Source organism: Bacillus sp. PPSBB_2 (genome assembly GCF_045291115.1).
Lineage (GTDB): Bacteria > Bacillota > Bacilli > Bacillales > Bacillaceae_G > Bacillus_A > Bacillus_A cereus.
Genome location: NZ_CP147983.1, coordinates 1,930,435 through 1,952,960, shown reverse-complemented (window position 1 = coordinate 1,952,960; position 22,526 = coordinate 1,930,435). Strand labels below are relative to the sequence as shown.

Here is a 22,526-nt window from a genome sequence, read left to right as displayed (position 1 = left end):
TTCTCATTAGCAAAATGTGTTTTTTCAATATACTTCTTACTTTTATATCTATAAAACAATCGTTTTTTCTTCATACGCTTGACTTTCACTCGGAAAAATGTCCTCGAAAGCACCCACGATAAATGCTTATTTTTTGTCAAGAGAAAAATGTATTTTCAAAATTCAAACTCGAAATAATGTTATTCAAAAATAGAAAATAACTTCCCTCTTCCTCGACTAAAAGTTCATTTTTTTGTCATTTTTCCAGAACAAATAAAAAAACTGAGAGTCGATTAAACTCTCAGTTTTTTTATTTATTTTGCTGTATGTTTTCTAACGGCTGGTAAAATTTCAGTAGCAATGAATTCAATATTTTTCTCAATTTTATCAAATGGTACACCGCCAAAATCAATTTGTGCCATAAAGCGTTGTTGGCCAAACAATTCATATTGGTAAAGCATTTTCTCAATGATTTGTTGTGGGCTACCAACCATTAAAGCATCACGGTAATCTATTGCATTTGTAAATTGCTGTTTCGGATACCCATCACCGCGCAGTGTAAGCATACCAGCATTAATGTGAGGGTAATATTCACTAAGTGCATCTTGTGAATTTTTTGCCGTATAAAATAAACTCGTTGTCGCAACTGGTAAACTAGCTGGATCAAATCCGCTTTGCTGAGCAGCCTCGCGGTAAGCATCTACTGACACTTTAAAGTTAATTGCTGGACCACCAAGTGTTGTTATCATCATTGGCACACCTGCACGTCCTGCTTTAATTGCACTAGCTGGTGGACCTCCAACTGCACGCCAAATTGGTAAGTTATTATTTTTCGCTCTTGGAATCACCGATGCATGTGCGAGTGGTGCTCTGAACTGTCCATTCCATGTTACATGTTCCTCGTTATTAATTTTTAATAAAAGATCCATCTTCTCTTCAAATAATTCTTCATAATCATTCACGTCATAACCAAGTAAACTATATCCTCCAATACGAGATCCACGACCAGCTACGATTTCAGCACGACCATTAGAAATCAAGTCAATGGTAGCGAAATCCTCATATACTCGAACTGGGTCAGATGTACTTAATATCGTTGCGGAACTTGCAATTTTTATATTTTTCGTAGCTTGCGCGACCGCACCTAAAATAACTGTATGAGCTTGCGTTGTAAAATGCGTTTGATGACTTTCACCTACAGCAAACACATCAAGCCCTACCTCATCTGCTAACTTAGCTGTTTCAATTAGTTCATGAATTCTTTTTTCTGGCGTAATTTTCTCCCCATTATGTGGATTTAAAACATGATCACCAATTGAATATAATCCAAACTCAATTCCTTTTCTTGTATCTATACGGTATTTTTCCATAGTTACTCTCCCCTCGTAGAATATAGTTTAGATCAGTATTTCTGCTTTCTAATTACCCTGATTTTAAAAAAAATAGATAACAAGATTCCTTACGGAATTTGTTTCGATATTATTGAATTTCCCAGATACAATGGATGTATGGAAAGGATCCATCGGGAATTTGCTCATTTCCCCTGTAGCTCTGTCTACGATAAAAAGTCTGTTACCCGAGCCATTGCTATCACTACCAACACACTAGCTGTTTCGATAACTGATTGGGCTTTTGGATAGTAGTTCAAAAGGTAGCCCCCAAAAGTTGTCATTGTATTCTCGTAGGCGAGGTTGTGGTTACGCAATGAGCTTCTGGGAAATCCCATAGTATCGAAGCATATTCCAAATAACCAATGAAAGGAGGTCCTTCCAAATGAACTTATTTGTCGGATTAGATGTCAGCTCTGAGAAACTAGATGTGTGCTTTTTATCAGACGATAACCAATTGACAATTCTTCTTGAAGCGAGTCTCGGAAATGACGTGAAAGGCGCTCATCAAATTAAACAAAAAATTTTAGAATTTCAAAATGTGTACTCGTTTTCTCAAATCGTCATAGGCATGGAGTCAACTTCTATGTACAGCTTTCATCCTGCTACATTTTTTAATGAGGATCGAGAATTAAAGCGTATAAATACCGTCGTTACCATCGAAAATCCTTTTCGCATCAAGCAATTCAGTCGAATATTTGATGAAGATAAAACAGATAAAAATGATGCGATGCGAATCGCTGACTTTTTAAGAATCCAAAGATTCACTACGTCTCCCATTAAAGAAGAGAAATATATGGCTCTTCAACGTTTAACTCGCACACGTTACCAATTAATTGGACAACTTGTAGAAACGAAACAACATTTTCTCGAAAATTTAACTTACAAATGCAACACGCTCACGCGTGAGTTAAAGAATAGCGAAACTCCTTCTTCTGTATTTGGAGCTACCTTAATCGCTTTAATGACAGAAGATTATGGGTTAGAAGAATTAGCTCAAATGCCTTTAACAGATTTCGCCTCTTTGCTTCAAGAAAAAGGTAACGGCCGGTTTAAAAATCCAGAAGGATTAGCGAAAACGATTCAACGAGCCATTACTATGTCTTATCGTTTAGGAGAAGTCGCTCAAGAATCCATCAATATTATCCTGAGTATTCTTGCTCGCGAAATTCGTGCACTCGAAGCCAGTATCAAAGACCTTGATAAGGCAATTGAACAGCTCGTAATGGTCCTACCAGAATACCAATGCTTGACGAGTATTCCTGGTGTTGGAAAAGTGTATGCTGCTGGATTACTAGCTGAGATCGGACAAATCCAACGATTTGAAGACCAAACGAAACTAGCTAAATATGCCGGATTAAGCTGGAAAATCAAGCAATCTGGAAATTATCAGTCTGAAAATACGCCCTTAACCAAACAAGGCAATCGTTATCTTCGCTATTACTTAGTTGAGGCTGCCAATTCAGTAAGAAGATATTTGCCTGAATATCAAGCATTTTATCAAAAGAAATACAAAGAAACACCCAAACATCAACACAAAAGAGCCATCGTCTTAACCGCAAGAAAATTTGTGCGTCTGGTGGATACGCTACTACGTAACCATCAACTCTACACGCCACCAAGGAGCGTGATAGAAAAATAACACTTTGTTATTGACGCAATCTTGGAAACGGCCCGAAAAAATTTCATTTTTGGTCGGGTCTATTTCCGNCTCGTAGAATATAGTTTAGATCAGTATTTCTGCTTTCTAATTACCCTGATTTTAAAAAAAATAGATAACAAGATTCCTTACGGAATTTGTTTCGATATTATTGAATTTCCCAGATACAATGGATGTATGGAAAGGATCCATCGGGAATTTGCTCATTTCCCCTGTAGCTCTGTCTACGATAAAAAGTCTGTTACCCGAGCCATTGCTATCACTACCAACACACTAGCTGTTTCGATAACTGATTGGGCTTTTGGATAGTAGTTCAAAAGGTAGCCCCCAAAAGTTGTCATTGTATTCTCGTAGGCGAGGTTGTGGTTACGCAATGAGCTTCTGGGAAATCCCATAGTATCGAAGCATATTCCAAATAACCAATGAAAGGAGGTCCTTCCAAATGAACTTATTTGTCGGATTAGATGTCAGCTCTGAGAAACTAGATGTGTGCTTTTTATCAGACGATAACCAATTGACAATTCTTCTTGAAGCGAGTCTCGGAAATGACGTGAAAGGCGCTCATCAAATTAAACAAAAAATTTTAGAATTTCAAAATGTGTACTCGTTTTCTCAAATCGTCATAGGCATGGAGTCAACTTCTATGTACAGCTTTCATCCTGCTACATTTTTTAATGAGGATCGAGAATTAAAGCGTATAAATACCGTCGTTACCATCGAAAATCCTTTTCGCATCAAGCAATTCAGTCGAATATTTGATGAAGATAAAACAGATAAAAATGATGCGATGCGAATCGCTGACTTTTTAAGAATCCAAAGATTCACTACGTCTCCCATTAAAGAAGAGAAATATATGGCTCTTCAACGTTTAACTCGCACACGTTACCAATTAATTGGACAACTTGTAGAAACGAAACAACATTTTCTCGAAAATTTAACTTACAAATGCAACACGCTCACGCGTGAGTTAAAGAATAGCGAAACTCCTTCTTCTGTATTTGGAGCTACCTTAATCGCTTTAATGACAGAAGATTATGGGTTAGAAGAATTAGCTCAAATGCCTTTAACAGATTTCGCCTCTTTGCTTCAAGAAAAAGGTAACGGCCGGTTTAAAAATCCAGAAGGATTAGCGAAAACGATTCAACGAGCCATTACTATGTCTTATCGTTTAGGAGAAGTCGCTCAAGAATCCATCAATATTATCCTGAGTATTCTTGCTCGCGAAATTCGTGCACTCGAAGCCAGTATCAAAGACCTTGATAAGGCAATTGAACAGCTCGTAATGGTCCTACCAGAATACCAATGCTTGACGAGTATTCCTGGTGTTGGAAAAGTGTATGCTGCTGGATTACTAGCTGAGATCGGACAAATCCAACGATTTGAAGACCAAACGAAACTAGCTAAATATGCCGGATTAAGCTGGAAAATCAAGCAATCTGGAAATTATCAGTCTGAAAATACGCCCTTAACCAAACAAGGCAATCGTTATCTTCGCTATTACTTAGTTGAGGCTGCCAATTCAGTAAGAAGATATTTGCCTGAATATCAAGCATTTTATCAAAAGAAATACAAAGAAACACCCAAACATCAACACAAAAGAGCCATCGTCTTAACCGCAAGAAAATTTGTGCGTCTGGTGGATACGCTACTACGTAACCATCAACTCTACACGCCACCAAGGAGCGTGATAGAAAAATAACACTTTGTTATTGACGCAATCTTGGAAACGGCCCGAAAAAATTTCATTTTTGGTCGGGTCTATTTCCGTATGCTGAAAAAATCGCACCTAGAAAAAATCAGTCTTGTTTTACTCTTGACTTATTACCACTAGACTTTAATAAAGTAGTATTAGTTTTTTTCTAAAAACGTTGGTAAGTCAAGTTTATCTCCGTATTACCTACACCATCACTTGATTAGTCAATTGATGGTGTAAAAAAAATTACTCTTGCGGTAATTCTTTTTTTTCACTATGCTTATGAACTTTCGTCATCAGCTCATATAATATTTTCTGCTCTTCTTCATTTAATACATCATCAAAAAACGAAGATTGAAATGCAAGTTGTTCTGGCAATGCTCTCTCTAAAGCTGCTTCTCCTTGCTCTGTAAGACTAATTGTTTTCGTTTTCCAATCTTGTTTTCGTACAATATATCCTTCTTTTTCAAGACGAGTTAACATTCGAGAAATGCCACCTTGTGTAACAGTTACCTTTTCAGCTAACTCCATTTGTGTTAGTGGTTGATACGTACGTATTTGCAAAAGCACATCAAATTGAGCTGTCGTTAAATCAAAACGTTTTAAAAACTCATTTGACATTTGATTACTTTGGTTCGTAAATCGTATTAAACGTAACCATATTAATGATCCTATCGTATTATCACGCATGTTTGATCACTTCCTATCGTGAATCTTACTATCACTTTACTACGCAAGTGATAAAAAAGCAAGAGAAAATGTAATAAATATAGCGATAGAGTATTGCATAAATAATGAAAAGTAAGAATTCATATAAACATGAATTCTTACTTTTCATTATTCTTAGCTTTTCATTTCATTCATTACTATATTTAAAGCTGACATAGCTTTTGGCCAACCAACGTAAAAAGCCATATGTGTTATTAATGCAACCAATTCATTCTCCTTAATCCCATTTTGTTTAGCTAGCTTCAGATGAAATTGTAATTGTTCTGTATTACCGAGACTGATTAGTGCTGACACAGTACACAAACTTCTTTCCCTTAATGTTAAAGTGGCATCCCGCCACACTTCCTCAAATAATATCTTTTCACTATAATGAGCAAATGCAGGTGCCATTTCTCTCATTTTCTTTTTAATATGTACTTCAATAAGTTCATTTTTCATTTTTTCTCCCTTTATTTTCACCATTTGTGCTATTCCTTGACCAAATGACCAGTTTTCAGCAGCTGTCTCATTTATTGTAATAAAAATATCCGAAGTTTTAACATCGGAATATTCCGTAATCTTCAAGGATACCGATTGATACAAATCTTTTTTCTGTTGCACCGTTCTTCCCGGTCCACATGTAATAGAAACATAAATCATATTCTCTGTTCTCTTTTCTCCTCTTTCCAACAAATAATATGGATTATATAAAAATTTGTTTTGTTGGTAAGGTAAGAACATTTGAAAATAATCATTTTCAGGGATGTTAAAATGTTCAATTAATGAAAGATGGATACATTCCCCCATTTTTTCCAACTCTTCTTCATTTAATATGTTTTCAGGATAATAAATCTTCACAAAAGGCATAGACTTTCATTCCTTTTCTTATTTTTAATATACAACAAAATTTCATCGTGAAATGTGTAAAATCTCATATACTGTAACACCCTTATTCACTACAATTTCAGGCTTCTCTTCATAAAACTCAAACCTACTATATCCCCATTTATCCGGATTATAAACGATTATATTCCCTAAACACTTTTCATTGTTTTGTACATTTTCATTCATCGTGTTTAATTGAGTCCCAATCAGCGTTTTACTTTGAGAAATACTTCCTGCATATTCAACAACATATCTACTTTTCTTAAATCCATCACTTAGATTAACAACTAATGGAACACCTATATGTATTTGTTGCCATCCAAAAGATTGTAAAATATTATCGTAGTACCCTTCAAATATAAATTTATTCATCCCTTCATGACCATCCCAAATATATAAAGGTGCATAGCAGTTATAAAAATTCCCGTCTTTCTCCGTTTCCGTAATTAAATAAGCTTTAAAATTTAGTGCTTGGAAACCATCAGTTTTATAACCATTATCCTTTACCCTTTTCTTAATAATTTCCATGTCATAATCCTTTGGCAAAATGACCTTATATTGCATTCCAATCATGTTTATCACTCGCTTTCAATCTTATATACATTATGATAAATCGATAAGTAGCTAACGTAAAATAGGTATAAATTATGTTTGGTATCATTTATAATGATAGTGCATAAGGGGCTGAGATATATGGAAATAAATGATCTTATTATATTCAAAACTGTAGCCAGTGAGGGTTCTATTAGTAAAGCTGCTAAAGAGTTAGGTTATGTTCAACCGAACGTAACTGAAAGAATCAAAAAATTAGAACAAGAATTAGAAACGCCCTTACTACATAGAGATAACAAAGGCGTTTCCTTATTACCTTCTGGTGACATTTTATTAGATTACACGAATCAAATATTAACTCTATTAGAAGAAGCGAAAGATAAAATTAAAACAAGTGGGTCTTCTTATATAATCGCGACGTCACAATCGATTTTGACTAATTATTTAAGTAAGCGTATTAAAGAAAATTTCATGAATTATCAAATATATGTAGAAAATAGTAGTCATTTGCCAAAATTACTACAGCAACAAAAAGTTGATATGGTCATCACTTATGAGGATGATTCTGGTGCAGGTTTTAAAAAAGTATTTACTACTTCAATTTCTATAGGCTTACTAAAAGATCAAGAAAAATGTATCATTGACTATTCAAAGGAACTCTTCTTCGTTAGTAATGACAAAAAGTGCCCTTTTAGAAATAAGACGATACAATTTCTAAAAGAAAATAATTTATCTCAGCGTCAACTTCAACAATTAGATTCTTATTCGCTTATGGAAGAGTTTATTCAGGACGGAAAAGGGATAGCCTTTTTGCCGATTAAAAATGATAAATTGGTACCAATTGAAGATGTTCCAGTTGAGAAATTAGTTGTTCATTTTTTTACAAATCAAAACTCTTTCAAACAAATCCCTGATGAACTATTTGGTTAATAAAAAATCCCTCCTTTATGAATCTAAAAGAGGGATTTTCATATTCTATACAATTGATTTTTCACACATTTTGCTCCACTTCTGCACTTTTCTCCTTCTTATTCCGTTTCATATTCTTCAGTCCCTTAACCGTGCCAACTAATCCTTTCGGGAAAACTAGCAATACGATAATGTACAATAAACCAAGAATAATCGTCCATCGTTCAAAGATCGGATACTCTGTAGCTAGTTCTGATAAATAATATTTTAGAGATTCAATAATTCCAGCTCCTGCAATTGCTCCAATTAACGTGCCAACCCCACCAATCATCGTCATCAATAATGCATTTAATGTCATTTCAATTGAAAATACAGTCGTATTAACAAAACGCAATGTGATAACAAATAAACCACCGCTAATCGCAGCTACTACTCCTGCAACAATGCTAACAATAATTTTATAATGAAGCACTTTATATCCTAGTGCTTCAACACGTTGCTCATTTTGGGAAATTGCCTTTAATACTTTTCCAATAGAAGATTTGGTGAAAAGACGTAACAGAACAAAAATGATAAGTAAACATATAAGTGTTACATAATAAAACGTAAAACGATCACGGAATACGTCTGGTACACCAAATGTCAAACCATCTCCTCCGTGAGTAAGCCCACGCCATTTTTCAGCAAGTACGAAAAATAACTGTGAAATAGCAAGTGTTAACATTGCATAAAAATGACTTTTCAATCGTAAAGAAAGCAAACCAATTATATAACTAACGATTGCTGAAACGATAATTGCAGCTACTATTCCAATTAAAAAGTTCGTTATTGATACGCCTTGTCGATCAAATAAAAGCGCTACCCCATATGCTCCTATCCCAAAGAACATACAATGACCGAACGATACAATTCCTGTATACCCAAGCAATACATCAAAACTCATTGCAAAAATAGCAAAGATGAAGATTTGAGTGAACAAAATTAACAGGCTCCGTGAATCATTTACGAACGGAAATACACTTAAACAAATGAGCATACATACTCCGAAGTATACTTTAATTCGGTCCGATGTGTTGTTCACCATTTCACCCCTTTTCACCAACAAGTCCAGTTGGCTTCACTATTAAGAAAAATAGTAACATTAACATATTAATTGCAAGTGATAAATCTGGTATAAAATACGCTGTAAAAGCACCAGCTAATCCGACAATTAAAGAAGCAATAGCTGAACCTTGAACGCTTCCTAATCCACCGATAATTACTACTATAAAAGCTAAAATTGCATACTGCATGCCCATCTCGGCGAAAATAACGCCCGAATACGGTGCTAATAAGAATCCTCCCAAAGCTGCCATCCCTGCCCCTAATAAAAAGACGAAAGAAAATATCGCTTTTACATTAATACCAAGCGCTTGAACCATTTCTTTATCCATTACACCTGCACGGATCATAAGACCTATCTTCGTCTTTTTGAGTAATAGTAGTAGTGCAATGTAAATAATTATCCCAATTAAAATAACGAATAGACGATATTTAATTAATATAATACCTCCGAATGTAAAACTTCCTTGTAACCATAACGGTAATTTTGCACTAATAGGGTTTGGCCCCCAAAATATTTTAATACACTCACTAAGAACGAGCATTCCTCCAAGCGTAACGAGCAGCTGTCGAACATGGTTTCCATATACCGGTCTAATAAGAAACCTTTCTAAAATAAATCCTAGGAACATTCCCATGGCTACTGCTCCAACTAAAGCTAATATATAACTTCCTGTCATATTAAATAACCAAACACCTGTAAATGCTCCCCATGCAAATAAACCACCGTGTGCAAAGTTTAAAACGCTCATTAGACCGAAAATAAGTGAAAGACCTGATGCTAACAAAAAAATGAGCATCCCTGTTGAAATCCCATTTACAAATAAATTGATTAACACATCCATCCTTTTCACCTCGGATTCATGTTAAGAGATTCCTAAATATTTATGACACATTTCCTTATCCTTTTTTAATTCATTCATAAAACCGTTATGAACAATTCGTCCGTTATCCATAATGTAAAAATAATCGCCAATTTGACTGGCCATCATAAAATTTTGCTCAACAAGTAAAACTGTTGTTTTCTCTTTCATCTTCAAAATAGCTACCATTAATTTCTCCACCATTATCGGGGATAGCCCTTTGCTCGGTTCATCAATAAGTAATAATCCATCACTATTAATAAACGCTCTTGAAATAGCCAACATTTGCTTTTGCCCTCCGCTCAAGAGCCCACTTTTCTTATTCCAAAACTGCTTTAAATCCGGAAATAGTTCCAGCATCCACTCTATTTTTCCTTCTACTTCCTCACCTTTTCCCCTAGCAAGAGCGAAAGTTTCTTCTACTGTCAAATCATGAAAAATACCTTGATTTTCTGGTACATACCCTATTCCTTTCCTTGAAATTAAATGTGTAGGTAATCCACTCACTTTTGCACTATCATAATAAATTTCACCATCTGCAATGCGGTGAAACCCCATCACTGAACGTAATGTCGTTGTTTTCCCTGCCCCATTTCTACCAAACAGTACAGTAATCGTCCCTTTCTCAACAGCAAGAGATACTCCTTGCAAAATATGAAACTGATCTAAATACGTTTCTATATTATTCACTTGTAATAGTGCCACTACATAATCCCCCTAAATAAGCACTTTGTACACGCTCATCTTTCATAATTTCTTCTGGCAATCCTTCAGCCAATAACTCTCCATGAAATAAAACGATAAGATGATCTGACAAACCTAGTATCATATCCATTTTGTGTTCGATAAGTACAATTGTGCTCTCTGGATGTTTCTTAATATTTTCAATCACTTGTAATATAGCAGGGACTTCCTCAACCGAAATACCTGCCGTCGGCTCATCAAGTAATAACACATCCGTTTTTAAAGCTAATAACATCGCAAGTTCTAGCTTCCTTTTCTCTCCATGTGCCAAATCTTTCGCTAATACGTTCTCTTTTTCATGAAGTAATACTGTTTTTAAGAAACGTCTCGCCTCTCCAACTTGTTGCTTTAATTTTGCTGAACTCGGGAAAAAACTATAGTAATCTTGTACGAATGATTGAACACTTAAACGGACATTTTCAAGTACCGTTAATTCTGGGAATATGTTTGTAAGCTGAAAAGAGCGACCGATTCCTAAGCGTGTTCGATCTGAAATCGATAGTTTTGTAATATCTTGCCCTTTAAAATACACTTCACCTGTTGTGGGTGAAATCTGTCCACTTAGTAAATTAAATAACGTTGTCTTCCCCGCACCATTTGGCCCAATAATAGAAATGAGCTTTCCTTTTTGGACAGTTAAATTTACATCTTTAATAACTTGATGTTCACCAAAAGATACACTAAGATTTTTCGTCTCTAGCAAATGTGTCACGAAATCCCTCCCTTTAAAGCCGTGAGTATGAAAGAAATATGTATAAAGAGGGTCCCCCCTCTTTATACAAAAACAACAGAAAATTCAGTCTATTTATTTTGAACTGGTGGTTCTGTTTCTTTCATCGTTAATTCTCGCTCTAACACTGGCACCGGATACTCAACACCGTCTTGCTTTTTCAATGTGATAGAATACAGTGTCTGCATCGCTTGGTGGTCCTTCTCTCTAAACTTCATCTTTCCTTTCGGTGTATCAAATTCCATTCCTTCCATTTTCTTAATCAAGGTATCTACATCTGTATCACCTTTTGTTTTCTTTAAGGCTTCTACAATAGAAATTGCTGCTGACATTCCTCCTGCTGTAAACAAATCTGGCACTGCACCATTAAAACGTTTTTTATGCTCTTCAACTAGCCAATCATTCACTTTATTTTTTGGAAGTGTGTGATAATATACAGAAAAACCTTGCATACCTACTAATGCATCCATTGTTTTTAATGCTGGTATATCTGGCGCACCTGTAGAAATTTTAATACCTTGCGCTTCCACATTCATATCTTTCAACTGTTTCCAAGGTGAATTTGCCCCTGCCCAAACGATAAATAAATAATCTGGTTTTGAACTAATGATATTTTGAATATTCGCTGTAAAATCTGTTGAATTTGTATCCGCGTATTGCTCATTCACAATGTTCGCACCTAATTTTTTCGCACCCGCTTTAAATGCAGCAATCCCTTCACGACCAAAAGCGTTATCTGGGGCAAATGTTGCAATCTTTACATCTTTTTTCGCAATTGCTGCTGCTCCTGCAATCGCATCTTGTGAGGAACTTCTTCCAGTTCTAAAAATATATTTATTCCAGTTCTTCCCGGTAATACTATCCGCAACTGCCGGTTCTACAACCATAATCTTTTCATATTCTTCAGCCAGTGGTAAAACCGCTAACGTATCACTTGAACTAGACGATCCAACTAAAAAATCAACTTTCTCTTCTTCTAATAACTTCGTAGCTTTTTTAACTGCTACATCCGCTTTCGTTTCTGTATCTTCTACAACAAACTTAATCTTTTTCCCATCTACTTTCCCAGTTCCACCAGTTGCATAATCTAACCCTAATTCAAATCCGTTCACTGTTTGTTTTCCATACGATTCTAGCGGTCCTGTTAAAGAAGCAAGGACTCCTACCTTAATCGTTTTTTCATCCTCTGTACTTGTTTTCTTTCCTGAACAAGCTGCCGTTATTAATAATGAACCTAAAACACAACCAGTAAACATTGTTTTTAGCCACTTACGTTTTTTCATCGACATTGTGATCCTCCCCATACTTTACTTTCTGATAGAATCAAACACGCCAAAATCCCCTGTCCGTAATCATGACTAACTAATTCGATAGATAATGGAAAACTCTTGTAGTACCCTCTACATTCGGCACAAATATATAATCACCTTCCTATGTAATGGAAACGGACATACAATCAATATATATTCTGCAATCCAATTGAAAATACTGTTTCATTTCAGTAATGACCATACAAAAAGACTAACTTATTTTTAAGTTAGTCTTTTCCCCTTAATTAGAGTTAAGTTCTACTTTCTCTAACCCTTCAGCCAATTGTTTCTTATCTAGTCCTTCTCCTATTACTACTAAGTTTGTCGGGAAACCGAAGTCTTGTTCTAATAAAGTTGGTACTCCGAACGAATATTGGAATAGGTGAGGGTATTTATCTCCATGGAATTTCACAAAACCTTTCACTCGATAAATACTATCTGGTAAATTCGAAAGCCATTTATATAATTTGTCTTGATCAATCGGTTTCGTAAATTGATATGTCATTGTTTGTATATGTAAATGCTGTTTGACATGTAGTGTCTCGTGTTCCTCATCATTTGGAAATTCTGCTTCTTCTATATCTTTTAAAGATATATTACAATACTTTGTCTCATACATTTTCGCATGATCATTTATTGCCTTTACTTCTTCAAATACTGTATTCTTATCTTCATCTGTTAGTAAATCTGCTTTATTAACAAGAATGTGACTACCAAATTTCAGTTGCTCATGCAATAGCTGTTGTACATTTGCACTTAATATACTTCGATTTAACCACCTTACTGCATCTAAAACGACTACAATTGATTTCACTTCCAGAAAAGGAGCTAAAATTGGCGAGACACACGCGTCTAACACTTCAATTGGATGCGCAACACCTGTCGTTTCTATATAAATTACATCTGGTCTTTCTTGTTGGTATAACGAATGTAATTGTATTTCAAGCTCTTCTTTTAACGTACAACAAATACATCCTTTAAGAAGTTCTCTTAAAACATTCTCTTTTCCAATAATATCTGTATCTACTGAGTATTCACCAATTTCATTCATTAATACTGCAACTTTTCTATTCTTCTTTTTCTCTGCTAACAATAAATTTTGTAATAATGTTGATTTTCCACTACCTAAAAAACCACCTAATATATGAATCTCCACTTTATTCATTCAACCGACCATCCATTTCTTTACTTCAAATGTATTCAAAGCGTAATAATTACGATTTATATTTATCATTTTATTAAAAGAATGACCATTTGTAAATATAAGAGATTCACTGTTCATTTACTTCATATGCAACTCTAACTCCAGACTCGATTGCCCCTTGCATCCATCCATGTGTTAATGTCGTATGCTCTCCTGCAAAATGTACTTTTCCAGATGGTGGTGTAATATACGGAAATAACTCGAGCTCTTGGCCTGGTTCGAAAGCTGTAAATGCACCGCAAGAATACGGATTTTTACTCCAGCTAAAAGATGTTCCAGTGACAAACTCACTATAGACGATGTCACCGTATATTTCCGCTAAATTTTTTAATGCGTAACGAATACGATCTCTTTGCGGGAGACTATCCCATGTTAACGCCTCATCTGCCCACGTATAACTTGCTATAACGATAGCTGGTCCTGGAGTATGAATGCCATAACTCGGATAGTATGTAAACCGTATCGGTAAATCAGTAATAGATTTACCGCCACACTGTCCCGCTTTCTCCCAAAATCTACTTTTAAACTCTATTGCAATTTTAGTTGCAGCAATATAATTTAATTCACGAATTGCTCTTTTTTTAAAATAAGAGAATAAATAGTATGGCTGAACTTCTACAAATCTTAACGCTGAAAATGGAATTGTAATAATAGCAAAATCACTTGTTATTGTAAATTGCTCTAACGTTTGTTCATGATTTCCTTGTAACATTACTTTATTATCTTCTTGTATAATTTTATCAACCTTATACGGCATTAAAATATGTTCCCTTAATTGTGGTAAGAATGCATTCGATAACTTATCCATTCCACCAGTTATTTCATAATATTTCGTTGTTGAAGTAAAGAAAATCATTTCACGTAATACTTCAATTAAGGACATTCCCATATAAGCTTCCATATCAAGAAGTACCCCAATCATATCTATCGCACCATCTGAATAATACTCCATTAAAAATGAACCAAGCGAATACGTTTTATACTTTTTTTCAACGATAAGCCAGTTTTTATCAGGATCCTTCTTAATGTAATTTAGTATTGGTTCTAATACTTCAATCATTAGCTCTTCTGCCGTTTTTCCTTTTTCTTTATCCAAAACCGGATATTCAAGTACACTTGGATCATTTTCAAACACATTCAATCTCGTTTGAATGTTATTCGTATAAATGATATCTGCAAAAGTTTTATTTATAAAAAGGTTTAAAGGTAGTTTAAATTTATGAATATACGCTAAGGTTAACTTATGGGTGTCAGGGATTCTCATCGGGCCCGCATTAAAATATAAACCCACACTAAATGGTTCCCGAATCGTATACACTCTGCCACCTATTCTGTTATTTGCTTCTATAATCGTTACTTCGTGCCCAGCCTCTTTTAATAAAGAACCTGCAACTAATCCAGAAATCCCTGCACCTGCAATCGTAATCCGTTTTGGGTTATTCTTTTTAACAAGCCCTGCATGAATAATATGAAGCATTTCTTCCATTGCTAATGGATTCCCCATGCCATTTCCCCTTTTACAAAGGATTTTACTGAATTATATTCGGTTCACTGAATTCCTATGTTTTGTTCGCTGATTTGCACGGATACATTTTCAAATACTTGAATATCTTTTATAAAATGTAATAAACTAGATATGACTCTATAGAAGTAAGACGTATTATCTTACATAATAAAATCAATGAAATTGCGAGGAATTTTGAAATGAAAAAAGGTATTAACCGTGTTGTATTAGTAGGAACAGGAGCAGTTGGATGTAGTTATGCTTACTGCATGATTAACCAGGCTGTAGCTGAAGAATTTGTTTTAGTCGATGTAAATGAGGCAAAAGCTGAAGGGGAAGCAATGGACTTAAGTCATGCTGTTCCATTCGCACCAGCTCCAACTAGAGTATGGAAAGGCAGCTACGAAGATTGTAAAGATGCTGACCTTGTAGTTATTACAGCTGGATTACCACAAAAACCAGGCGAAACACGTTTAGATTTAGTTGAGAAAAACGCTAAAATCTTCAAACAAATCGTTCGCAGTATTATGGATAGCGGATTTGATGGCATCTTCTTAATCGCAACAAACCCTGTAGATATTTTAACTTACGTAACTTGGAAAGAATCTGGTTTACCGAAAGAACGTGTAATCGGTTCTGGTACAACGCTTGATTCTGCTCGTTTCCGCTATATGTTAGGTGAGTACTTCGATATTGGTCCACACAACATTCACGCTTATATTATCGGAGAACACGGCGATACTGAACTTCCAGTTTGGAGCCATGTTTCCGTTGGTATCCAAAAACTACAAACACTGCTTGAAAAAGACAACACGTATAATCAAGAAGATTTAGACAAAATTTTCATAAACGTCCGTGATGCAGCTTACCATATTATTGAGCGTAAAGGCGCAACTTATTATGGTATCGGTATGTCACTTCTACGTGTTACAAAAGCAATTTTAAACGACGAAAATAGTGTATTAACTGTATCAGCTTACTTAGAAGGTCAATACGGTCAAAAAGATGTTTATATCGGGGTACCTGCTGTTTTAAATCGCGGCGGTGTTCGTGAAATTTTAGAGGTTGAATTAAGTGAAGATGAAGAATTAAAATTCGACCACTCTGTTCAAGTATTGAAAGAAACAATGGCTCCGGTTCTTTAATTAAGATAAAAAGCAATCCAATTTATTTTGGATTGCTTTTTATTTTCATTATCTCCTATGACTTTTTAGTGATTTTCTATCATTTCTTATTTTTTAGTCGCATCCTCATTATTTATATCAAGTACATCTAATAAAAAGATAAAGATTGGTATCCCGATAATAAGCCCCCATATTCCGAGGAAATGCTCTGAGAAGATAAGAATCATAAATGTGTAGAATATTGGTAAATTTGTTTTTGCAGACATAAACTTCGGATTTAAAAAATAACTTTCAAGAGCATGGATTACTGTTATGAATACGAGTATGTATACTACGTACATAACTCCGCCTACGTTGTAAGCAATGATACAAAGTGGAAACAAAGAAATAATCACACCTGCAACAGGAATCAACCCTAGTAAGAAAATCATAACAGCTAATACAAGTAGCTGTGGAAATCCTAAAACGATTAATGCAATGACAGTAAGAATACAATTTACAATGGCAATTAAAAACTGAGCCTCAATTACTTTGCCGAACGATCTTGCAAATCTTTCACCAAAATATGCAATTTCCTCATAAAAGATTTTTAACTTACTATCTTTAAACTTAGATGTAAATGTAATAATACGCTCTTTTTCTAATAAGAAAAATAAGCTTAAAATTAGAGATAATAATATTTGTAAACTTACCTTCCCTATATTTGCTATTGATTGATATATGACGTCTACACCTTGTTCTATATATTTTGATACTTCCATCCCATTAATTGTCGAAAGTGCATATTTAACGATTTCATTATCAGGTGGATTTTGAAAAAACAGTTTAAATTGATAAATTAATTGTGAAATTTGTATCGTCAGCACAGGTAAATATTTATATAATGTTGTGCCTATAAAGGAAACTAGTATTATATATAAACATGCAATAACAATTTTCCGGTTTACTTTCAATTTTCTTGAAATAAAACGTTGAAATCGATCCATTAAAAACGTCAGTATAAACGTAATTAATATTAAATTAATCATACTTTTTAATGCGTATAATACAAGCGCTACTATTATTAAAACGAGAAACCGTTGAAACCCTCTACTTCGAAAAAAACTCTTTACTTCATTCATTAAGAATTAACCTCCCCCTTCAATGGATGGAAATTGAATATATTACATTTTATGAACTCCTATAGACAATCTTTCTTACTAATTGAGAAGAATCCTTTTTTTCTTTTCATATTGTTAGATTCGTTTAACTGGAATCCACCAACATAATTTCGGTGGATTCCAGTTATTTTTCATATAACCTTTTATAAACTAGGTGATTTTCTATTTTTAGACTGCTGTTCATACGCATATCCAATATTGAAAAGCTCTTTTTCACAAAACTGTTTCCCTACAAACACTACACCGATTGGTTCTCCATTTTTATCATATCCAGCAGGAACCGCTAATTCCGGATAACCAGCTACAGCTGATAGAAGGACTTCATCGTTATTAATCATAACTAGAGCATCCAAACCTTTTTCTACTAAATACCTATCTAGCTCTTTTCTTGCATTTTCTTGACTCGTTTGCACTACGTTTTCAAACTCTTCTTTCGTTATAGCAGATTTTTCAGACCCTTCAATTAATGTTTGTCCGTATTTTATTCGTCTTTTACTATCCTTTTTATTAAACGCTATAATCTCTTCTAACGATTTTACCGGTACATTCTTTTGCTGTGAAAGATAGTCGTTTACATTATGCTTGAACTCATATTCTAATGTTTGCAAATTATCTACACCCTCAGCACTTAACTGGATATTATCAGTTAATATCGCACCTGCATCTTGAAGGTCTTTTCTAATTTTTTCTGCTACTGCTTTTCTATTTTCATCTTGTTGGTCTACAGAAAAAAGAAGCCCTATCTTTTTCCCTTTTAATCCATCTATTGATAAATCCTTTGTATAATCAATCCTTTCTTTATCTTTCATTTTTTCTGTCATAACATCTTTTTCATCATAACCTATCATTACATTAAATAGCGTTGCTGCATCTTTTACTGTTCTTGCCATAGGTCCTGCTGTATCAAGAGTTTCAGCTAATGGAATAATTCCTGTTCTACTTACCATACCTAAAGATGGACGTAACCCAACTACTGATTGCTGCGCCGCTGGTGCAACAATCGATCCCGTCGTTTCTGTTCCAATTGCAAGCGGCGCAAAATCTGCTGCAACTACTGTAGCCGATCCTGAACTTGATCCTGAAGTATCGAATGTAATCGGACCGTACGGATTTAAATTTTGTCCTTTCTTCCCGCTATACCCGCTTGGCATTGTAAAAGATAAATAGTTCGCCCACTCAGACATATTCGCTTTTCCTAAAACAAATGCTCCTTCTTCTTTCAACTGCTTCACAATTGTTGCGTCTTGATCTGCAATCCAATCTTTTAATACATAAGTTCCTGCACTAGTCGGCATCACTTTTTCCGTCTGTACATTATCTTTTACAACGACAGGAATACCATATAAATTCGACTTTTTGTTTCTCCCCCGCTCTTGATCTAACTTTCTTGCTTCTTCCATCGCATTAGGATTTATCTCTGTAACAGAATTTAATGTTATTCCATTTTGATCATGTTCTTGTATTCTAAAGAGATAAATACTCGTTAATTCTTCATATGACAACTTTCCATCATCAATCATTTTTTGAAGCTCATCTATAGTCGCATTTACGACTTCTTTTTCTTTTATCTTTACATTTTCTATATTGATTCCTTTAAGCTGATTATGTATCGGTTGTAGCACTCTTTCTTTATCATATACAATACGCTCAGGTTCCTTTGGAAAATAATTTTTATACACGTAATATCCGCCGGCACACGCTAATAAGACAATGCCTCCAGTGATAGACAGCGTTACCTTTACCCATTTCTTCATGTTGCTTCCTCCACTCTATAAGATGCTTAGCTATACAAAAAAGAGAGTTACCTTTTACTTAACTCTCTCCAATCAAAATGCTAAATGAAAAAATGAAAGATTTCAATCTAATTACTTCTTTTTTTGCATTTGCTTTGCTAACATTTCTTTCACTTGATTATACGTTAACCCTGAATTTTTATTTAAACGCTTTACTTCCTCAACATCAGTACCTACCACTGTATATTTTTTCTCATCATTCATTTTTCTAATTCCCTTCTCACCGTATTATTTCTTATATTTCTTCCCTAAATGCGCATAAATTAACACCACTACAAAAAAGGAAGCTGTTTTTAAGCACAGCTTCCTTCTCGTTACATATTGTATTTCTTAATAAAATTTCACTACATCTTCAGTAGGCAAGAACGTTCTTTCTGCTGGTTGTTCGTTTGGTTCACCAAATGGCATTTGACCTACTAAGCTCCACTCTGCCGGAATGTTCCAAGTTTCTTTCACTTCAGCATCTACGATTGGGTTGTAATGTTGTAATGACGCCCCAATTCCTTCAGCAGATAATAGCATCCACACAGTATGTTGTAACATCGCATTTCCTTGATGAGACCAGAATGGAAACTGATCTTTGTATAATGGGGCATTTTCTTGCATTTTTTCTACAGTTGCTTGATCTTCAAAGAATAGAACTGTTCCTACACCTGCATGGAAGCCTTTTAGTCTTTCTACAGTCGCTTCAAAGTTTTCTGCTGGTACGCGTGCTCTTAGTGTTTCTTTAACGATATCCCAAAACTTTTCATGCTCTCCATCCATTAATACAACCATACGACCACTTTGCATATTGAAAGATGTTGGTGCGTGTAAAGCTGTTTTTAACACTTCTTCAATTCTTTCTTTTGTAATTGCATCATTTTTTGTTACTTTACGAATTGAACGGCGGTTCACGATTGCTTCTTTTAAGTTTGTTGTAGTTGCTGACATTTTAATTCCTCCAAATGTTTGTTTTATCATTTATTTTGTTATTTCATAACAAGCGAATTAGCAATATCCATCGGTATTACATTGCATACCTTCAAATGAATTTGTTTTATCCTTTTCAATTTCTTTATCAATGACCCTTTCTAGTGTTTCTTTACTAGCAAGCCCTTGAATGACTTCATCTCCAATCATGACAGTTGGAACAGCCATAATATTCGCTTCATCATATGCGTGTTGAATTGCTTCTTGATGCTTTTCTTTATATTTACGAGTTACTAAAGCATCTTTAAATTCCGCCTCAGGAAGTCCTATTTCTACCGCTAATTTTGTTAACACATCAATATCTTCAATGTTTTGCTCTTCTTGGAAAAATGCTGTGAATACGCGGTGATGATACTCATTACCTAGTCCACGTTCTTTTGCAAATTGACATCCTTCGAAAGCTAAATGTGTATATGGATGTGGTGAAACACGTGGCAAGCGCATATCAATTCCTAACTTCTTCGCTGTCGGAAGAATGAAAGCATCCCATGAACCTAATTTTTCTGGTTCATTCCATGGATCTATTTTTGAATATGGACTTGGACGTAATTCAAATGGCATCCATTCAATCTCTACATCTTTCTCTTTCGCTACCTCATCTAATGGACCTTTTGCTAAAAAACAAAACGGACATATAAAATCTGAGTATACTTTCATTTTTACAGTCATAACTTTTACACCTTACCTTATCGTTGTAATCAAATAAGTTACATTAATGATAAAAAAATATAAATATTATTTAAGCATTCATTTTTTCTTGCAAAGTTTCAAACAACTGCCCCATCGTAATATTTCTCAAAACTTCTTCCATCGCGGATTGTGCTTGAATTAAAATAATTTCTAACACCGCTTGAATATTCGCCCCAATTGGACAATCTGGATTCGGTTGCTCGTGAATATGAAATAGCTTGTCTTCTTCGACTACGTTCACTGCATGATACACATCTACAATGTGATTTCATGTAAATCCTTTAGTAATCCCGCGCCACCCGGTCCACGATTTACGTAAACAAAGCCAGCTTGTTTCAAGTACGACATGATTTTACGAATGACTACTGGATTTGTATTGACACTCTCAGCCATATAGTCTGAAGTACAAAGTGAAGATGGATTGTTTTTCAAAATAGATAAAATATGAACAGCTATGGAAAAACGGCTACTAATTTTCATCGTAATCACCACCTCGATGTAATCATTATAGTTACAACTAAAAAATAAGTCAATCCTTTTCATAGATTTTTTATAAGCAAGAGGGTGTTGCAAAACTAAAATAAATATGCAATGTTATGAATCAGAAAAACTAGCTGAACATGCAATAGATAGCGATTTTGACCATACCAACGTGGCTGTTCCAGCCCTTTATCTTTGAGATGACTAAACTGTTGTTCAATTTTTCCACGCTCTTTCATCAACTGTTTGCCAAAGGTAGTTTGTAGAAAATGAGACACTACACGACGATGTGTACTTTTGATTGGTCCGCTATTACGCGGGTTAATTGGATTGATCGCAAAGATATCACATGCTCCGGCAATTTCATGAATGTGCTGACTATCATAAGCGGCATCTGCAACGGAAAATAACACATTTTGGTTTTGTATATCCCGAAGCAATGCAGGAGCTATTTTACTATCATGTACATTTGCGGTTGTAAATGCATACGACAATATAACACCTTCTGGTGTAGAACAGACATGAGTTTTATATCCCTTATACCAACCATAGCGAGTAGATTTTCCCCATTTCGCTTGAGAATCATATAAACTACTCCGTAAGGCTGTACTATCAATTAAAACGCACGGAATTAACCCTAAATTCTTTTCTTGAAGAATTTGTTTATGAAGCAACGGAATTTCTTCGTTGCGAAACCAAGTGCCTACACGTGAAAAAGTAGATATATGAGGAACAAGCGAAAGGCCACAAGATACACGAAATGAAGGATATTGATGTAAAAAACGAGTTAACTTACGTAATGAATTGATCTGGAATACCGTTTTTATAAAAAAACATTTGAGTAAAGCTTTTCTACAGATGGGTGGGCGGCCTGTCATAGGCGGAACGCCTCCAATGGTTAAACTGTCTACGTAGGCAAATAAAATTTGTAAAATGGATTGATTTTGATCAAAATTGGTTATCATACTAGTAAATCCGTCCTTTCTGGAGATAGTTTTAGGATACTATCATTCTTCCAGGAAAACGGGTTTCTTTATGCATTCATTTTTGGATATTTATGAGTTTTGCAACACCCTC

At 34.9% G+C, this 22,526-nt stretch carries 21 protein-coding genes and 2 pseudogenes; 4 read left to right on the top strand and 19 right to left on the bottom strand.

Translation table 11 applies throughout. From position 1 onward, the window contains the following. Positions 1-293: 293 nt before the first annotated feature. On the bottom strand, positions 294-1,349 hold the full coding sequence (locus tag V6946_RS09770; protein ID WP_006921908.1) for an LLM class flavin-dependent oxidoreductase: 1,056 nt from the start codon (positions 1,347-1,349) through the stop codon (positions 294-296). Positions 1,350-1,752: 403 nt separating this feature from the next. On the opposite strand from V6946_RS09770, the gene V6946_RS09765 reads away from it, so the two are divergent. Next, positions 1,753-3,009, top strand: coding sequence for an IS110 family transposase (locus tag V6946_RS09765; RefSeq protein WP_256426878.1), 1,257 nt, complete (start codon positions 1,753-1,755; stop codon positions 3,007-3,009). A gap of 460 nt (positions 3,010-3,469) precedes the next feature. Then, complete coding sequence (locus V6946_RS09760) at positions 3,470-4,726, top strand: IS110 family transposase (RefSeq protein WP_256426878.1); 1,257 nt, start codon at positions 3,470-3,472, stop codon at positions 4,724-4,726. 240 nt (positions 4,727-4,966) lie between these two features. On the opposite strand, the gene V6946_RS09755 is transcribed toward V6946_RS09760, so the two are convergent. The 4 genes and pseudogenes from V6946_RS09755 to V6946_RS09740 all read right to left on the bottom strand — a co-directional run bounded on the left by V6946_RS09755 (position 4,967) and on the right by V6946_RS09740 (position 6,886). Beyond that, a complete protein-coding gene (locus V6946_RS09755; protein ID WP_001205523.1) occupies positions 4,967-5,410 on the bottom strand; it encodes a MarR family winged helix-turn-helix transcriptional regulator in 444 nt (147 codons plus the stop codon). 153 nt (positions 5,411-5,563) lie between these two features. Next, positions 5,564-5,887 carry a carboxymuconolactone decarboxylase family protein gene (locus V6946_RS09750; protein WP_000787196.1) on the bottom strand — a complete coding sequence of 108 codons (324 nt, stop codon included), beginning with the start codon at positions 5,885-5,887 and terminating at the stop codon, positions 5,564-5,566. Positions 5,888-5,890: 3 nt separating this feature from the next. Further along, positions 5,891-6,295, bottom strand: a pseudogene (locus V6946_RS09745) (tautomerase family protein); the annotation flags it as partial. A gap of 42 nt (positions 6,296-6,337) precedes the next feature. Then, the gene (locus V6946_RS09740; protein WP_000579890.1) at positions 6,338-6,886 is read right to left on the bottom strand and encodes a DUF4865 family protein; all 549 of its coding nucleotides are present in this window, start codon (positions 6,884-6,886) and stop codon (positions 6,338-6,340) included. A 120-nt stretch (positions 6,887-7,006) separates the two neighbouring features. Between V6946_RS09740 and V6946_RS09735 the strand changes: the two genes are divergently transcribed. Further along, entirely contained in the window at positions 7,007-7,795 is a 789-nt protein-coding gene (locus tag V6946_RS09735) for a LysR family transcriptional regulator (RefSeq protein WP_366982346.1), read from the top strand. Between the two features lie 61 nt (positions 7,796-7,856). Here V6946_RS09735 and V6946_RS09730 read toward each other — a convergent pair whose 3' ends face one another. From V6946_RS09730 to V6946_RS09700, 7 genes are all read right to left on the bottom strand, one after another. Continuing rightward, a complete protein-coding gene (locus V6946_RS09730; protein ID WP_366982347.1) occupies positions 7,857-8,810 on the bottom strand; it encodes a branched-chain amino acid ABC transporter permease in 954 nt (317 codons plus the stop codon). Between the two features lie 49 nt (positions 8,811-8,859). Further along, complete coding sequence (locus tag V6946_RS09725) at positions 8,860-9,720, bottom strand: branched-chain amino acid ABC transporter permease (RefSeq protein ID WP_000382787.1); 861 nt, start codon at positions 9,718-9,720, stop codon at positions 8,860-8,862. 21 nt (positions 9,721-9,741) lie between these two features. Further along, positions 9,742-10,443 (bottom strand): ABC transporter ATP-binding protein, encoded by a 702-nt coding sequence (locus V6946_RS09720; RefSeq protein ID WP_001196696.1) that lies wholly within the window; start codon positions 10,441-10,443, stop codon positions 9,742-9,744. Then, a complete protein-coding gene (locus V6946_RS09715; RefSeq protein WP_006920466.1) occupies positions 10,421-11,194 on the bottom strand; it encodes an ABC transporter ATP-binding protein in 774 nt (257 codons plus the stop codon). Before V6946_RS09715 ends, V6946_RS09720 begins: the two co-directional genes overlap by 23 nt. A gap of 89 nt (positions 11,195-11,283) precedes the next feature. After that, on the bottom strand, positions 11,284-12,501 hold the full coding sequence (locus V6946_RS09710) for a substrate-binding domain-containing protein (protein ID WP_006920464.1): 1,218 nt from the start codon (positions 12,499-12,501) through the stop codon (positions 11,284-11,286). 262 nt (positions 12,502-12,763) lie between these two features. After that, the gene (locus V6946_RS09705; RefSeq protein ID WP_006920463.1) at positions 12,764-13,687 is read right to left on the bottom strand and encodes a GTP-binding protein; all 924 of its coding nucleotides are present in this window, start codon (positions 13,685-13,687) and stop codon (positions 12,764-12,766) included. A 106-nt stretch (positions 13,688-13,793) separates the two neighbouring features. Next, complete coding sequence (locus V6946_RS09700) at positions 13,794-15,230, bottom strand: flavin monoamine oxidase family protein (RefSeq protein WP_069355421.1); 1,437 nt, start codon at positions 15,228-15,230, stop codon at positions 13,794-13,796. A 200-nt stretch (positions 15,231-15,430) separates the two neighbouring features. Between V6946_RS09700 and V6946_RS09695 the strand changes: the two genes are divergently transcribed. Next, complete coding sequence (locus V6946_RS09695; RefSeq protein WP_000715321.1) at positions 15,431-16,375, top strand: L-lactate dehydrogenase; 945 nt, start codon at positions 15,431-15,433, stop codon at positions 16,373-16,375. Positions 16,376-16,461: 86 nt separating this feature from the next. Here the strand turns inward: V6946_RS09695 and V6946_RS09690 are convergent, their stop codons facing one another. From V6946_RS09690 to V6946_RS09660, 7 genes and pseudogenes are all read right to left on the bottom strand, one after another. Further along, positions 16,462-17,475, bottom strand: coding sequence for an AI-2E family transporter (locus tag V6946_RS09690; RefSeq protein ID WP_006922064.1), 1,014 nt, complete (start codon positions 17,473-17,475; stop codon positions 16,462-16,464). 182 nt (positions 17,476-17,657) lie between these two features. Further along, positions 17,658-19,268 (bottom strand): amidase family protein, encoded by a 1,611-nt coding sequence (locus tag V6946_RS09685; protein WP_006922062.1) that lies wholly within the window; start codon positions 19,266-19,268, stop codon positions 17,658-17,660. Between the two features lie 111 nt (positions 19,269-19,379). Next, entirely contained in the window at positions 19,380-19,511 is a 132-nt protein-coding gene (locus V6946_RS09680) for a hypothetical protein (RefSeq protein WP_000997344.1), read from the bottom strand. A gap of 126 nt (positions 19,512-19,637) precedes the next feature. Then, positions 19,638-20,240: a nitroreductase family protein gene (locus tag V6946_RS09675; RefSeq protein WP_001277021.1), complete on the bottom strand. Its 603-nt coding sequence runs from the start codon at positions 20,238-20,240 to the stop codon at positions 19,638-19,640. Positions 20,241-20,297: 57 nt separating this feature from the next. After that, the gene (locus tag V6946_RS09670; protein ID WP_006922059.1) at positions 20,298-20,948 is read right to left on the bottom strand and encodes a DsbA family oxidoreductase; all 651 of its coding nucleotides are present in this window, start codon (positions 20,946-20,948) and stop codon (positions 20,298-20,300) included. A gap of 70 nt (positions 20,949-21,018) precedes the next feature. Next, positions 21,019-21,449, bottom strand: a pseudogene (locus tag V6946_RS09665) (Rrf2 family transcriptional regulator). A gap of 95 nt (positions 21,450-21,544) precedes the next feature. Then, complete coding sequence (locus V6946_RS09660) at positions 21,545-22,414, bottom strand: ISNCY family transposase (protein ID WP_023520903.1); 870 nt, start codon at positions 22,412-22,414, stop codon at positions 21,545-21,547. Positions 22,415-22,526 lie beyond the last annotated feature (112 nt).

Excerpts from the sequence above, each read along its gene's own strand:
- V6946_RS09735 (WP_366982346.1), top strand. The coding sequence starts at position 7,007 with ATGGAAATAAATGATCTTATTATATTCAAAACTGTAGCCAGTGAGGGT.
- V6946_RS09755 (WP_001205523.1), bottom strand. The coding sequence starts at position 5,410 with ATGCGTGATAATACGATAGGATCATTAATATGGTTACGTTTAATACGA.
- V6946_RS09695 (WP_000715321.1), top strand. The coding sequence starts at position 15,431 with ATGAAAAAAGGTATTAACCGTGTTGTATTAGTAGGAACAGGAGCAGTT.
- V6946_RS09760 (WP_256426878.1), top strand. The coding sequence starts at position 3,470 with ATGAACTTATTTGTCGGATTAGATGTCAGCTCTGAGAAACTAGATGTG.
- V6946_RS09740 (WP_000579890.1), bottom strand. The coding sequence starts at position 6,886 with ATGATTGGAATGCAATATAAGGTCATTTTGCCAAAGGATTATGACATG.
- V6946_RS09725 (WP_000382787.1), bottom strand. The coding sequence starts at position 9,720 with ATGGATGTGTTAATCAATTTATTTGTAAATGGGATTTCAACAGGGATG.
- V6946_RS09700 (WP_069355421.1), bottom strand. The coding sequence starts at position 15,230 with ATGGGGAATCCATTAGCAATGGAAGAAATGCTTCATATTATTCATGCA.
- V6946_RS09770 (WP_006921908.1), bottom strand. The coding sequence starts at position 1,349 with ATGGAAAAATACCGTATAGATACAAGAAAAGGAATTGAGTTTGGATTA.
- V6946_RS09750 (WP_000787196.1), bottom strand. The coding sequence starts at position 5,887 with ATGAAAAATGAACTTATTGAAGTACATATTAAAAAGAAAATGAGAGAA.
- V6946_RS09660 (WP_023520903.1), bottom strand. The coding sequence starts at position 22,414 with ATGATAACCAATTTTGATCAAAATCAATCCATTTTACAAATTTTATTT.
- V6946_RS09680 (WP_000997344.1), bottom strand. The coding sequence starts at position 19,511 with ATGAATGATGAGAAAAAATATACAGTGGTAGGTACTGATGTTGAGGAA.
- V6946_RS09710 (WP_006920464.1), bottom strand. The coding sequence starts at position 12,501 with ATGTCGATGAAAAAACGTAAGTGGCTAAAAACAATGTTTACTGGTTGT.
- V6946_RS09685 (WP_006922062.1), bottom strand. The coding sequence starts at position 19,268 with ATGAAGAAATGGGTAAAGGTAACGCTGTCTATCACTGGAGGCATTGTC.
- V6946_RS09675 (WP_001277021.1), bottom strand. The coding sequence starts at position 20,240 with ATGTCAGCAACTACAACAAACTTAAAAGAAGCAATCGTGAACCGCCGT.
- V6946_RS09730 (WP_366982347.1), bottom strand. The coding sequence starts at position 8,810 with ATGCTCATTTGTTTAAGTGTATTTCCGTTCGTAAATGATTCACGGAGC.
- V6946_RS09670 (WP_006922059.1), bottom strand. The coding sequence starts at position 20,948 with ATGACTGTAAAAATGAAAGTATACTCAGATTTTATATGTCCGTTTTGT.
- V6946_RS09705 (WP_006920463.1), bottom strand. The coding sequence starts at position 13,687 with ATGAATAAAGTGGAGATTCATATATTAGGTGGTTTTTTAGGTAGTGGA.
- V6946_RS09765 (WP_256426878.1), top strand. The coding sequence starts at position 1,753 with ATGAACTTATTTGTCGGATTAGATGTCAGCTCTGAGAAACTAGATGTG.
- V6946_RS09690 (WP_006922064.1), bottom strand. The coding sequence starts at position 17,475 with ATGAATGAAGTAAAGAGTTTTTTTCGAAGTAGAGGGTTTCAACGGTTT.